At 40.0% G+C, this 13,427-nt stretch carries 14 protein-coding genes; 5 read left to right on the top strand and 9 right to left on the bottom strand.

Translation table 11 applies throughout. The features are described 5' to 3' along the window. Positions 1 to 11: 11 nt before the first annotated feature. From TZ94_RS07060 to TZ94_RS07045, 4 genes are all read right to left on the bottom strand, one after another. Complete coding sequence (locus TZ94_RS07060) at positions 12 to 575, bottom strand: HAD family hydrolase (RefSeq protein WP_045615576.1); 564 nt, start codon at positions 573 to 575, stop codon at positions 12 to 14. Between the two features lie 109 nt (positions 576 to 684). Continuing rightward, the gene (locus TZ94_RS07055; RefSeq protein WP_045615462.1) at positions 685 to 1,233 is read right to left on the bottom strand and encodes a DJ-1 family glyoxalase III; all 549 of its coding nucleotides are present in this window, start codon (positions 1,231 to 1,233) and stop codon (positions 685 to 687) included. Positions 1,234 to 1,243: 10 nt separating this feature from the next. Beyond that, positions 1,244 to 2,467 carry an FtsW/RodA/SpoVE family cell cycle protein gene (locus TZ94_RS07050; protein WP_045615456.1) on the bottom strand — a complete coding sequence of 408 codons (1,224 nt, stop codon included), beginning with the start codon at positions 2,465 to 2,467 and terminating at the stop codon, positions 1,244 to 1,246. Between the two features lie 32 nt (positions 2,468 to 2,499). Then, positions 2,500 to 4,950 (bottom strand): bifunctional DnaQ family exonuclease/ATP-dependent helicase, encoded by a 2,451-nt coding sequence (locus tag TZ94_RS07045; protein WP_045615451.1) that lies wholly within the window; start codon positions 4,948 to 4,950, stop codon positions 2,500 to 2,502. A gap of 121 nt (positions 4,951 to 5,071) precedes the next feature. Here TZ94_RS07045 and TZ94_RS07040 point away from each other — a divergent pair, with 121 nt between their 5' ends. Beyond that, positions 5,072 to 5,257, top strand: a complete 186-nt coding sequence (locus TZ94_RS07040) for a hypothetical protein (RefSeq protein WP_006149832.1) — start codon at positions 5,072 to 5,074, stop codon at positions 5,255 to 5,257. Positions 5,258 to 5,280: 23 nt separating this feature from the next. On the opposite strand, the gene TZ94_RS07035 is transcribed toward TZ94_RS07040, so the two are convergent. The 5 genes from TZ94_RS07035 to TZ94_RS07015 all read right to left on the bottom strand — a co-directional run bounded on the left by TZ94_RS07035 (position 5,281) and on the right by TZ94_RS07015 (position 9,489). Further along, positions 5,281 to 6,129, bottom strand: a complete 849-nt coding sequence (locus TZ94_RS07035; RefSeq protein WP_045615448.1) for an NAD(P)H-hydrate dehydratase — start codon at positions 6,127 to 6,129, stop codon at positions 5,281 to 5,283. A gap of 3 nt (positions 6,130 to 6,132) precedes the next feature. Beyond that, positions 6,133 to 6,957, bottom strand: coding sequence for a hypothetical protein (locus TZ94_RS07030; protein ID WP_045615445.1), 825 nt, complete (start codon positions 6,955 to 6,957; stop codon positions 6,133 to 6,135). A gap of 119 nt (positions 6,958 to 7,076) precedes the next feature. Next, entirely contained in the window at positions 7,077 to 7,934 is an 858-nt protein-coding gene (locus tag TZ94_RS07025; protein WP_045615442.1) for a bifunctional methylenetetrahydrofolate dehydrogenase/methenyltetrahydrofolate cyclohydrolase, read from the bottom strand. A 137-nt stretch (positions 7,935 to 8,071) separates the two neighbouring features. Beyond that, positions 8,072 to 8,806 (bottom strand): amino acid ABC transporter ATP-binding protein, encoded by a 735-nt coding sequence (locus TZ94_RS07020; protein ID WP_045615440.1) that lies wholly within the window; start codon positions 8,804 to 8,806, stop codon positions 8,072 to 8,074. After that, positions 8,806 to 9,489 (bottom strand): amino acid ABC transporter permease, encoded by a 684-nt coding sequence (locus TZ94_RS07015; RefSeq protein WP_045615436.1) that lies wholly within the window; start codon positions 9,487 to 9,489, stop codon positions 8,806 to 8,808. The genes TZ94_RS07020 and TZ94_RS07015 overlap by 1 nt, the downstream gene beginning before the upstream one ends. A 205-nt stretch (positions 9,490 to 9,694) precedes the next feature. On the opposite strand from TZ94_RS07015, the gene TZ94_RS07010 reads away from it, so the two are divergent. The 4 genes from TZ94_RS07010 to TZ94_RS06995 all read left to right on the top strand — a co-directional run bounded on the left by TZ94_RS07010 (position 9,695) and on the right by TZ94_RS06995 (position 13,317). Beyond that, positions 9,695 to 9,925 (top strand): DUF1797 family protein, encoded by a 231-nt coding sequence (locus TZ94_RS07010; protein ID WP_004253825.1) that lies wholly within the window; start codon positions 9,695 to 9,697, stop codon positions 9,923 to 9,925. A gap of 240 nt (positions 9,926 to 10,165) precedes the next feature. After that, a complete protein-coding gene (locus tag TZ94_RS07005; protein WP_045615434.1) occupies positions 10,166 to 12,415 on the top strand; it encodes an ATP-dependent Clp protease ATP-binding subunit in 2,250 nt (749 codons plus the stop codon). An 89-nt stretch (positions 12,416 to 12,504) separates the two neighbouring features. Next, a complete protein-coding gene (locus tag TZ94_RS07000) occupies positions 12,505 to 12,954 on the top strand; it encodes an NUDIX hydrolase (protein WP_045615433.1) in 450 nt (149 codons plus the stop codon). 63 nt (positions 12,955 to 13,017) lie between these two features. Continuing rightward, positions 13,018 to 13,317 (top strand): DUF1827 family protein, encoded by a 300-nt coding sequence (locus TZ94_RS06995; protein ID WP_045615431.1) that lies wholly within the window; start codon positions 13,018 to 13,020, stop codon positions 13,315 to 13,317. Positions 13,318 to 13,427: the final 110 nt, after the last annotated feature.

The raw sequence follows: 13,427 nt of genomic DNA, 5'->3' as shown, positions 1-13,427 counted from the left end.
TCCCCTTTTTCTTACATGTCTATTGCTTGTTTTAACGCTACAACGTTCTCAAAGAGATAGGCATCTAAGCCTGCAGCATGTCCTGCCTCTACATCAATAGCACGGTCACCAATAACCAGCCCTGATGTTATATGATACTTATCACGCAAATAAATCATCGATTCAGGATTTGGTTTACGTTTAAATCCTGAACTAGCTGTCACTACTTCTGTAAAGTATGGTGCTATCTTTGTTTTTGAAAGAATCTCCAACACTTGATCATTTCGATGAGAAACCAAGAAATTACGGCCACCTTGGTCTGAAATCTTTTCCAAGAGCGCAGGAATCCCATCAAACAATACTGAGTGTTCAAGCTCACGGGCTTCATTTTCCTTATATTTCTCAAGAAAGTTTTCAATACCTGGAGCATACTTTTCGGTGGCGAAGGCAGTCGAAACCTTCAAAGCTTCGTAGACACTGTCGTGCTCCTGCTCAATTCCAAACTCTGCTAAGGTTTCTACAAAAGCTGCTGTAGAAGTTTCATAATTATCAAGCAGAGTACCACCTAGATCCCAGATGTAATCGTGATATTTCATACCCTTCATTATAGCATTTTTTTACGAAAAAAGCGACGTTTAGCTTGTTTTTGACATTAAAAAAGAGAAGAATCTTCTCAAGTAAGAAAGATCCTTCTCAGTTTCCTTATTATTTTTCAAATACGTCTGTATAGAGCATCCCATTTCTCAGAGATTCCGCATCTCCGCCAAGCGTATCAACTAAGTGATAGGCAAAAGCCAAAGCTGTTGCTGGACCACGGCTCGTAATGATATTGCCATCTACAACGACTGTTTCTTTATGGTAGTGACCGTCAGCAATTTGTTCTTGAACACCATCGTAGCAGGTGAAGTTTTTTCCTTCAAGTAGGCCTGCCCGATTTAAAGCAATTGGTGCTGCACAGATGGCTGCTAGCTTTTTCCCACCTTGATTAAATTTTTGGAGTTCAGAGATTAGCGACTCATTGTCCCGCAAGTGGGCAGAACCAGGCATGCCTCCTGGAAGGACAATCATGTCATAATCAGATAAATCACCGTTAAATACACGATCAGCTTGAACTTGAATAGCATGTGAACCTGTCACTTTTTCATCAAATCCGACCATATGACAGGTAATATTTGCACGACGCAAGACGTCTACGACTGTCAGGGCTTCGATTTCTTCAAAACCATTCGCTAGGATAACTGCAACTTTAGGCATAGTGACCTCCTTATTTTACTTTTTTTAGGACAACCTTTTTACGTTTAAATTTTGTTCGACCACTCTTTTCATCAGCTAGGTGTGTTTGGTAGCTCATCGATAAAAGAAGACCAACACCGATGAGATTACTGATAATGGCTGATCCCCCTTGGGAAATAAAAGGCAAAGGGATCCCTGTTAGAGGAAGGAGTCCTGTTACCGCACCGATATTCTCAAAGATGTGAAACAAGAGCATCATGATAAATCCAGTTGAGATATAGGTGTAAAATTGATTGTTAGATTTGAGAGTAATCTTTAACATGCGATAGATGAGGAGCAGATAGAGTGCAATCACTACTACTGAACCAATAAAACCAAAATCTTCAGCGATAACTGTGAAGATCATGTCACTCTCACGGACTGGAATGAGGAGATTGGACACGTTAAAGCCTTGACCAAATACTCCACCACTACCGATGGCAATTTGACCTTGTGCCTGTTGATAGGTAGTTGTTTGAGCATAATCAAAGGGATTGAGCCAAGCCAAGATACGGTTAATCTGATAAGTCGGCATACCAAGTTGGTGCAGAAAGGCACGCCCATCCTTTGTAATGAAGATGGCTAAAAATCCTGTAATGGCTGACACAACTGTTACAAAGACTGGAATGATAATCTTCCAAGAAACACCTGACAACAAGACAAGACCTGCAAAGATCGCAACAAAAACCATTGCCGTTCCAAGGTCACTTTGTAAGGCTAGTAACACTAAAACTGGAATCGTGAAAACGATCATCCAAAGAATCAAAAGGAAATCTAAACCGATGGTCCGTGCTTTGTCCTTGTATTTTTTAGTGAAGGTTACAATCACATAAGCCAGCATCAAGATGTAAGATATCTTCATGAATTCGGAAGGTTGAAAAAGCGTATAACCACCGATTGATACCCAGTTTTTTGCACCTGTTGCAGCTACCAAACTTGGATTATAGAAGATCAAGGGTAAGACCATCAAGGCTAGACCAAGACCATATAGATAGGGGGTGGACTGCCATAAAAATTTTGTGTTAAAAAACATGACTACAAAACTGAAGATAATCCCTAGGGCTATCCATGCCAGTTGTTGTCCAAGTATAGGCCAAACATTTTTTGGGTAATCATGACTAACTGCTATATAAATCGCTACAACTCCAATTACCAATAAACAAAACACTGGTAATATTAAACTATAATCGACCCTAGAGTCGAATGAACGTTTCATAACGGCCTCCTTCATTCTTTCTGGTATTCATTTCATTGTTTCTTTAAAAAATCTTGAACGTTGACAAATACTTGCTCTCGGCTAATGTTCCTTACTCGACTAGTGCGAGACAAGGCCTTGCTGATTTGTTTGCCATATCGTTTACTTGACATACGGCTGTCTAAAATCAAAACTGCGGAGCGTTGACCAACTCGGCGCATGGTCCTACCTATCGCTTGCTTGAGACGAATAATCGCCATAGGAAGTTGGTAATCATAAAAAGGATTTTTCCCTTCAAGACGGAGTTCTTGATTCATCTTTTTGGCAAATGGATCCTCTGGATTTTGGAAAGGCAAACGTGTCACCACTTCAATCACCCGAGGATGTCTGGAAAAATCGACACCTTCCCAGAAACTCCCTGCTCCAAGTAAGAGCTCACGCTCTCCTTTTTCAAAGCGTTTTTTCAATTGAGCTGGTTCCCCATGCTTATATTGGGCTAAATGGGGAATTCTTAAAGTATCAGATACCTGCAACAATAAATCTTTTGCAGTAAATAAGACTAGAATGGGTTCTTCAAGGTAGGACAAATCTTCTAGAACTTCCACAACTGCTTGTGCATACTCCTCAAGCGAAACTTCAGTCACCAATGGAAAATCATTCACCAACAAAATTTCCTGATTTTCCTGAAACTGTTCATCTAGGTAATAAATGGTTGCTTGCGGGAATCCTAACAATTCTGGCAAAGAAACTCTGCTACTAATTTCTAGGGTTGCAGAGATTCCGAGAAGCTGGCAGGATTCTGGAAATATCTGAGAAAATAGCAAACGCTGATCGCGACTAGAAGTAATCTCGATTTTTTTACTAGAGAGTTCGGAAACTGATAACCAAAATTCTCCTTCAGACGAGAAAAATCTCTGATAATCTTTAAATTCTATAAGATTCAACTCTGAAAAATCCTGTCGGAGCTTATCAATGCTACTAGCTGGGCACATCTTACGTTTACCAGATAGAAACTGCTCCAGCAGATAAGAAAGTTCAAAACGAATACTCTCTAGCAAGCGTCTTTCAAGCATGCCTTCTTCTGTAGATAGAGCTTGGTCTAATTGTTCTAGCAAATCTGTAAGCAAATAAGATTTTCGAGAAAGATTTTCCAAGGTCAACAAGATTTTCTGGGCTTCATCCAAAATCAAGAGACGTCCCTCCAGAAGACTCGGATCATCTTCAAGTCGAGTAACGAGGTAAGCATGATTGGTCACTAGCAACTTACAAGATCGCGCTTTTTCCTGACCACGTCTCCAAAAATCCTCTAACCAAAAGAGAGAATCTTTGTGAAGATTTCCATCATGCACCAAGTTTGGTAAAAATTGCTGAAAGCGATAAAGTTGACCAATTTCGTCTAAGTCTCCAGTTTCCGTTTCAGTCAGCCAAACTAGGAGTTGCATCTTGAAACGCGTATACAAACGATTGGACTCTTCTTCCTCTAGTGCTGCATGAAAGGCATCTAACTTCAAGTAATTCTGTGGTCCTTTGAGACTGTGAATAGAGATATGAAAAATCTCCTCGAGTCTTTTTGCTTCCTCTTGCATCACTTGATTTTGAAGGATTTTAGTTGGAACACTAAGTAGGATCCCACTTTCATTCTCAAGAGACAAGGCTGGCAAGAGATAGCCATAAGTTTTTCCGATTCCCGTTTGAGCCTGAATAAAAGAAATGTCTTCCCCTTTTAAAAATTCGTGTACCTTTTGGGCGAAGCGTTCCTGCAAGTTTCTCTCCTCCAACCCCAACAAGGCAATATTGGTTTGGAAATCTTTAGATAGTTTTCGTGGAGAAAGGGCTGATTTTTCTTTTCTTAAAAATAGACCTTGCACCTCTACCAAGTCATGTTCAACTAAGAGAGACTGCTTCTGATAAACTTCCTCGATGACCATGTATGATTCGTACAATAAACTATCAGACAGACTTAATAAGCGTTCCAACAAACCTTTTGGAAGCCGAAACATCTTTTGCCTCATACAAAGAAAGAGTTCTGCAGTTGCTTGGGCGTCAGAAAGGGCTGTATGTGCTTGCTCCAAGGGAATTCCCAACTCTTGGCAGAGAATTCCAAGATTATACTTTTCAAGTTGAGGATAAAATACTTGAGCCAACTCAACCGTATCGATACGTGGGGTGCGCAATTCATAACCTTCCAAAAATAGGAATTCTGCCAACAAATTGGCATCGAACTGAACATTGTGCGCAACAAAAATACCGTCTTTGACCAACTCAAAAATCTTTCCAGCTACCTGGGAAAACTCTGGTGCCTTTGCTAAACGCTTATCAGTCAAACCCGTTAATTCTTTGATATGAGAATCCAAGTGTTCATGCGGATTGACATCAGTGGCATATTGGTCAACAATCTCACCATCTTCAATAACTACAATTCCCACTTGGATGATTTTTGCCTTGCTTCCGGTACTTGTTGCTTCTAAATCTACAACCACGTACCGATTATTTCTAAAATTCATCACTAAAAATTATATCAAAATTTACATCATTTGACACCCATGAACTTTAATTGAAGAGTCAAGTTTCTTGCAAGATTTGAACAAAAATGATTGAATAGAATTGTAGAAAAGGAGGGAACTCATGAACCCATTAGATTTGTTTAATCAAGTAAAAGAACTCGTTGAGAAAAAAGATTTTTCTGCAGCAAAAACATTTGTCGAAGAAAACAAGGATCAACTAGGGGACTACCTTAGCCAAGCTCAAGCTTTGGTTTCAGGATCAGAAGGACTTGACGGTCTTGTTGATAAGGTCAAAGGCCTCTTCTAATAGTCAAAAGACACCCGAGTTTTTCAGGTGTCTTTTTGTATTTTCTTCATGAATGCAGGAATATGTTGACTAATCATGGTCGGCAAGACTACATAGTTGACATCAGCTAGTTCTTGAGCAATTGCTGAGTGCAGATAGGTCGCTACTGTCACTCTTTCATAGAGACTAACTTGTGGGAATTGGCCTGCAAAGCCAGCAATCACCCCAGCCAGAGTATCCCCCATACCCCCAGTCGCCTGATAGGGACCTCCAACCTCTAACTGATAAAAATCAGCTTGACCAGCTTGCCAGATTCGAGTCGCAGGACCTTTTTGGACTAGAATCGTTCCTGAAGGGAAACTCTTCAAAGCCTCTCTTGTTTCCTCAGCTCCTTGAGAAGTCAAATCTAAGCCTGACAAGACTTGCCATTCCCTTTGATGTGGAGTTAAAACAAGGTGGGCTTTAGGAAATTTCATTCCCATTCTAGCAAAAATAGATAGGGCACCACCATCCAGTATGAGAGTCTGTTCTTGATTTAAATGATGAAAGACTGTTTGAAGTAGCTGTTCTCCACGCTCATCATCCACTAGTCCAGGTCCAACCAAGACAATGTTAGCCTTCTGCAACTGTTGCTCAAGTAATCGCTCATCATCAAGGCCAAAAGCCATAGCCTCCGGCAGATGGCTATGTAGAGCTGGAATATTCTCCTTGTCCGTTGCTACGGTCACTAAGCCTGCACCACTTCTAACAGCCCCTAAGGCAGCCATAATAATGGCTCCCCCATAAGGATACATTCCCCCAATCAAGAGAAGACGCCCGTAGTCTCCCTTATGACTAGAACGAGGACGCTCAATAATAACTTTTTTTAGTAGAGCTTGATCAATGACTTTCATACACTACTCCTTCAAATTATCCTTACCATGTAGTACTTGATTAACCTTAATATTCCAAGCCTGTAACCCTTCTCCCTCATAGTCTAGGTAAATCACTCTATCTTGTAATTGACAAGGAATCAAACCTTCAAAACAAGCCTTATCTTTTGAAGGAATAACACACAAATGAAGAAAGGTATCCAAATCTAAACTACCTCTTACCTTCGCAACATGATAGCCATCAAACATATAGCCTGGTGCTTGAATTAATTCTTCATACAGAAAATGAAAACTAACACCAGGAATGAACTTTTCTTGTAATTCCTCCTCAGACGGTGCCCGTCCTAACAAGCGCTCCATAGCGAGTCGGTAACCTGAAGTCGTATTAGGCCATCCGAACATGATATAGTCAAAATAGTCTGCTGGATCAGAAGCTGCATTACGACTATCTGTAACTAACTCAGCCCCACTTTTACCAAATACTTTTACCGCCGACATGAGTTTTCCAATCTGAAAAATAGCCTGAGCCACCTCAACTGTACAAGTATGACTACAATAATTTGAAGTAACCAACTTCCTATGGATATCATAGGTAGAAGCTACAAGCCGATGACTTGGCCTGTACGGAGGAAAATAGCTATGCTCTTGCAAGTAATCATGAATTTGTATATTTAATTCATGATTCTCACATTCCACAATGGTCTGACGATGATGGTCCTGTTCATAAGCAATAAACTTTGCTAGCTTCTCCAATTCCCATTCTTGAATCTGTGGATAGTTTTCAAGAGCAAATTGATAAATTCCATCCCACTGGAGACTATAATCTGCATTACAAACTTTTACAATCATCTAATCACCTCTACTTCATTATACAACAAAATAATAGAAAGAAGCCTCAATTAAAAAAGTATTTTCACAGCAAATAAGAAGTCGAGATATTACTATCTCAACTATTTTTCATAGTATACTTAGTCTTTATCCAGCGTTCTTAAAGCAGCCTGATAGGTCTGCTCCATTAGCATAGTAATGGTCATAGGTCCTACTCCGCCAGGTACAGGTGTGATATGGCTAGCGACTGGTGCAACAGCATCATAGTCAACATCTCCACAAAGCTTGCCATTTTCATCTCGGTTCATCCCCACATCAATGACAACTGCACCAGGTTTGACAAAATCAGCAGTCACGAACTTAGCACGACCGATTGCTACTACAAGAATATCGGCTTTAGAAGCTATTTGGGCTAGATTGTGGGTGCGTGAGTGGGTCAAGGTAACAGTTGCATTTTTAGCCAAGAGCAACTGGGCCATTGGTTTCCCAACGATATTTGAACGACCAATGACGACAGCATTTTTACCTTCTAACTCAATTCCGTACTCATGAAACATCTCCATAATTCCAGCAGGAGTTGAAGGAATCATCACTGGGTGACCAGACCAGAGACGCCCCATGTTGAGCGGATGAAAACCATCCACATCCTTTTCAGGGTCAATAGCTAGTAAAACAGCTTCTTCATTGATGTGTTTTGGTAATGGAAGCTGGACCAAAATCCCATGCCAAGCTGGATCTTGGTTGTATTTGGCAATCAACTCCAACAATTCCTCTTGAGTAATGGTCTCTGGAACACGTACAACTTCACTTTGGAAGCCCGCTGCGATAGCTGAACGTTCCTTGTTACGAACATAAACCTGGCTAGCAGGATTGTCCCCAACCAAAATAACCACCAAACCAGGAACCAAGCCTGTCTCTTCCTTTAGTTTAGCTGTTTTTTCAGCCAGTTGTCCTTGTAGCTTGGCTGCTAAAGCCTTCCCATCAATAATCTGTGTCATGTATTTTCTCTTTTCTAACAAATATCATCTATTATAACAAAAAATCGTTCTGCATTCTAACACTTCTTACCTAAGATTCCCTATAGTCTGAAACTATAAGAAAAAGCCCCTTTGGAGCTTTTCTAATAAACAATATTTTACAAAACCTTACTCAAGAAATCCTTGGTTCTTTGTTCTTGTGTTTGTTCAAAGACTTGTTCTGGAGTTCCATCCTCGACAACAATACCGTCAGCCATAAAGATGACGCGGTCTGCCACTTCACGCGCAAAGCCCATCTCATGCGTCACGATGACCATAGTCATACCTGACTTGGCAAGTTCTTGCATAACTGCTAGTACTTCCCCTACCATTTCTGGGTCTAGGGCAGAAGTCGGTTCATCAAAGAGTAGGACATCTGGTTCCATGGCAAGACCACGCGCAATAGCAATACGTTGTTGCTGACCTCCAGACAAACTTTGTGGATAGGCATCGGCCTTATCTGGCAAACCAACCTTTTCCAAGAGCTCATGCGCTCTCTTTTCAGCCACTTCCTTCCTTTCACCCTTAGTCTTAATCGGAGAAAGTGTAATGTTTTCCATAACTGTCATATTTGGGAAGAGATTGAATTGTTGGAAAACCATTCCCATCTTTTCACGCATAGCAAAGAGGTCGTTTTTCTTATCCGTAATGTCTACACCTTCAAAGATAACCTTTCCTTTTGTAGCTTCTTCGAGGAGATTCATAGAGCGAAGGAGGGTTGACTTACCGCTACCTGAGGGTCCGATAATCACTACTACTTCACCTTTTTTAATTTCAAGATCAATCCCTTTTAAAACTTCATTTTTTCCAAAGCTTTTATGAAGGTTTTCAATTTTAATTAGCGTTTCAGTCATTATTTCTTATCTCCTTGTCCCATACGATTTTCAAAAGCTTTCAAGGCTAGTGTCAAGATAGATGTCATAATTAAGTAGTAAAAGGCTGCGAATAGAAGTGGAGTTAAAGGCAGGTAAGTGGTTGTTGATACTGTAGTAGCTCCATTCCACAACTCCATAACCCCGATAGCTGACAAGAGCGAGCTATCTTTGATAATAGTGATAAACTCATTTCCTAAAGAAGGCAAGATATTTTTGATAGCCTGTGGCAAAATAACATAGCGCATAGCATTTTTAGGACGAATCCCTAGTGAATAGGCTGCTTCTAATTGTCCTTTTGGCACTGCATTAATCCCAGCACGAACAGTTTCTGATACATAGGCACCACTATTCATAGAGATAATGATAATCCCTGGGATCAAACGAGTAAGATCAACATCTAAAATCCCAATTTGAATCGTTGGAGCACTAATATGCATCAGGGCAAAGGCAATCATAATCTGCACCATCATCGGAGTCCCACGGAAGACCCAGATATATAGATTAGCAAACCAGGCAAGTGGTTTAATTTTTGAACGTTGTGCAAAGGCCAACAGTACTCCTAGAATTGTTCCCAAGAAGACCACCAAGATAGATATGATAATTGTTACAACGGCACCATAGTTAAAATATGGCAAGTATTTCGGTAAAAAAGAAAAATTCATGGATACTCTACTTTCTGTTTTTAATATTTAAACTTAAAACTTGTATAAGGATAACATATTTTGCATAAAAATTCAACATTTTCTCCTAATATTTTCAATAAATTTTCAAAGACGAGAGAAATAGCGAGAAATCTTAGTTTTTTTCTAGTCAAGTAGAGTCTGTTTATGGTAAAATAGTAAAGATAAGAAATGGAGGAGAATCAAAATGGAATCACATTTGGTTAGAATCATCAATCGCTTAGAAGCAATGACTAAAGATGGTGGTAACTTGAAACGTAACTTTGAGCGCGAAGGAGTTGTTGTCGCAGAGGTTGCTTTTAACCACGACGAAGAAAACGGACCACTCTTTACACTTCGTGACGTTGAAGCTCGTGAAACATATACATTTGATAGCATCGACCTCATTGCGATGGAAATCTACGAACTTTTATACTAATAGTTGAATATGGGCTGGAGAATACTCCTGCTTTGACCAATGAAAATCCTTTTTGCATGACAAATGGGATTTTTATTTTTATCACTAAAGTCTAGTAAGAATTGCCTGGAATGTTTAATTGTAACAAGCAATCTTTTTGCTTGCTTTCCCCTTTAATCATGATATAATGAGACTAAAGAACTTTGACTATTTTTGACCTTTCTATTTTAGTCAAAGCCAAGAAAGAAACGAGGTAGAGGTATGCTCTGTCAAAATTGTAAAATCAATGACTCAACGATTCATCTTTACACTAATCTTAATGGGCAACAAAAGCAAATTGATCTTTGCCAAAATTGCTACAAAATTATCAAAACAGATCCTAACAATAGCTTATTCAAAGGCATTACGGATTTAAACAATCGCGATTTTGATCCATTTGGAGACTTCTTCAATGATTTAAACAACTTTAGACCTTCTTCTAATAATAATGTTCCTCCAACCCAGTCAGGTGGTGGATACGGTGGTAATGGGGGTTATGGTTCCCAAAAACGTGGACCAGCTCAAACACCTCCTCCTAGTCAAGAAAAAGGACTCTTGGATGAGTATGGTATTAATATAACTGAGATTGCCCGTCGTGGAAATGTCGACCCAGTTATCGGTCGTGATGAAGAAATCATCCGTGTCATTGAAATCCTCAACCGTAGAACTAAAAACAACCCAGTACTGATTGGGGAGCCTGGTGTTGGTAAGACAGCAGTTGTCGAAGGCTTAGCACAGAAAATTGTAGACGGTGATGTTCCCCACAAACTTCAAGGGAAAGAAGTCATCCGCCTAGATGTCGTGAGTCTTGTTCAAGGCACAGGAATTCGTGGACAGTTCGAAGAGCGCATGCAAAAACTCATGGAAGAAATCCGTGAGCGCAAAGATGTCATCCTCTTTATCGACGAAATTCACGAAATTGTCGGTGCTGGTTCTGCTGGAGACGGGAATATGGATGCAGGCAATATCCTCAAACCAGCCCTATCTCGTGGCGAACTTCAGTTAGTGGGTGCTACTACCCTCAATGAATATCGCATCATCGAAAAGGATGCAGCCCTTGAGCGCCGTATGCAACCTGTCAAAGTTGATGAACCAACTGTGGAAGAGACTATTATTATCCTTAAAGGTATTCAAAAGAAATACGAAGATTACCACCACGTTCATTATACTGACGGAGCTATCGAAGCCGCTGCTACTCTTTCTAATCGCTACATCCAAGATCGTTTCTTGCCAGATAAAGCTATTGACCTTTTAGATGAAGCTGGTTCAAAAATGAACTTAACCTTGAATTTTGTGGATCCAAAGGTTATCGACCAACGCTTAATCGAAGCGGAAAATCTCAAGGCTCAAGCAACCCGCGATGAAGACTTTGAAAAAGCAGCCTACTTCCGTGACCAGATTGCTAAATATAAGGAAATGCAAAAGACTAAGGTAACGGATCAAGATACCCCAATCATCAGTGAAAAGACGATTGAGCACATCATCGAACAAAAGACCAATATTCCAGTTGGCGACCTTAAAGAAAAAGAACAGTCTCAACTGATCAACCTAGCAGACGACCTCAAGGCTCATGTCATTGGTCAAGATGATGCAGTTGATAAGATTGCTAAGGCTATCCGCCGTAACCGTGTTGGGCTTGGAACACCAAACCGTCCAATTGGTAGCTTCCTCTTTGTTGGTCCTACTGGTGTCGGTAAAACAGAACTGTCTAAACAACTAGCTATTGAGCTTTTTGGTTCTGCTGACAGCATGATTCGCTTTGATATGAGTGAATACATGGAAAAACACAGCGTTGCTAAACTCGTCGGTGCTCCTCCAGGTTATGTTGGCTATGATGAAGCTGGCCAATTGACTGAGAAAGTCCGTCGTAATCCATACTCACTGATCCTCTTGGATGAAGTTGAAAAAGCCCATCCAGATGTTATGCATATGTTCCTTCAAGTATTGGATGATGGTCGTTTAACGGACGGTCAGGGACGAACTGTTAGCTTTAAGGATGCCATCATTATCATGACCTCAAACGCGGGTACAGGAAAAGCTGAAGCAAGCGTCGGATTTGGTGCTGCTAGAGAAGGTCGTACCAACTCTGTCCTTGGAGAATTAGGCAACTTCTTTAGTCCAGAATTCATGAACCGCTTTGATGGTATTATTGAATTTAAGGCTCTCAGCAAGGAAAATCTCCTTCAAATCGTTGACCTCATGTTAGATGATGTCAATAAACGTCTCTCAAGTAATAACATCCATTTAGATGTAACAGAAAAGGTTAAAGAAAAACTTGTAGATCTTGGTTACGATCCAAAAATGGGAGCTCGTCCACTCCGTCGTACCATCCAAGACTATATCGAAGATGCCATTACAGACTACTACCTTGAAAATCCTAGTGAAAAAGACCTCAAGGCAGTCATGACAAGTAAAGGTAAAATCGTGATTAAGTCCAAAAATAAAACGGAAACGGTCGAGTCAAACGACTAGTTCCTCACATACAAAAGAATGTTCTTGCTTGACAGTGAGAGCATTCTTTACTATTATAGAAAGAAAGCGCACTCACGAAGGAGAATCTTATGACAATTCCAACATTTGGAGAAAAAAAAGAGGGAGTAACCTACAAAAATCGATATGGGGTTTATGCAGTCATTCCAGACCAAAACCATGAAAAGATTATTCTCGTTCAAGCTCCAAATGGTGCATGGTTCTTACCTGGTGGGGAGATTGAAGCAGGCGAAAACCATCTCGAAGCTCTCAAACGAGAACTGATTGAAGAGTTGGGTTTTACTGCTGAAATCGGCACCTATTATGGCCAAGCGGATGAGTATTTCTATTCTAGTCATCGTGATACCTACTACTATAACCCAGCCTATCTCTATGAAGCCACTTCTTATCAAGAAATTCAAAAACCTTTAGAAGACTTTAATCATCTAGCTTGGTTCCCAATTGATGAAGCTATTGCAAACTTGAAACGTGGCAGTCATAAATGGGCAATCGAAGCTTGGAAAAAACAGCATCAAATTTAAGCTAACTTTTCCAATTTCCCTAAAAAGTGCTATAATAGACATAGAAACACAGGAGGAAACCTTATGAAGCTCATCAATACTACAAACTCACACTCGCTTCTTGTTAAAAATCAGTTAGAAAGTACTGACGCAACGCTTGTAGAAGTTTATTCTGCAGGTAATACAGATGTTATTTTTACTCAGGCACCGCTTCATTACGAAATCCTCATTTCCAATAAACACCGTGCAATCCGTGAAAAAGAAATCGAGAAAATCCAAGAATTCTTCTTAAATCGTAAAATTGATAAACAAGCTATTGATGAAGCAAATATCAAAACCCTCTATTCTGATAAATTGATTGAAATTTCAATTCCAACAAAATAGATTCTAACTAGACTTTAAATCTACCCCGCAAGGTTAAACCTGTGGGGTCTTTTCATACCTTCTTTTCTAATAGAAATTCTAGAAAACTGCATTTTCTTAAACTTTTTGTG

Source organism: Streptococcus infantis (assembly GCF_000960085.1).
GTDB lineage: Bacteria > Bacillota > Bacilli > Lactobacillales > Streptococcaceae > Streptococcus > Streptococcus infantis_C.
The sequence above is the reverse complement of the archived record's forward strand: the minus strand, read 5'-3'. Positions and strand labels throughout refer to the sequence as shown.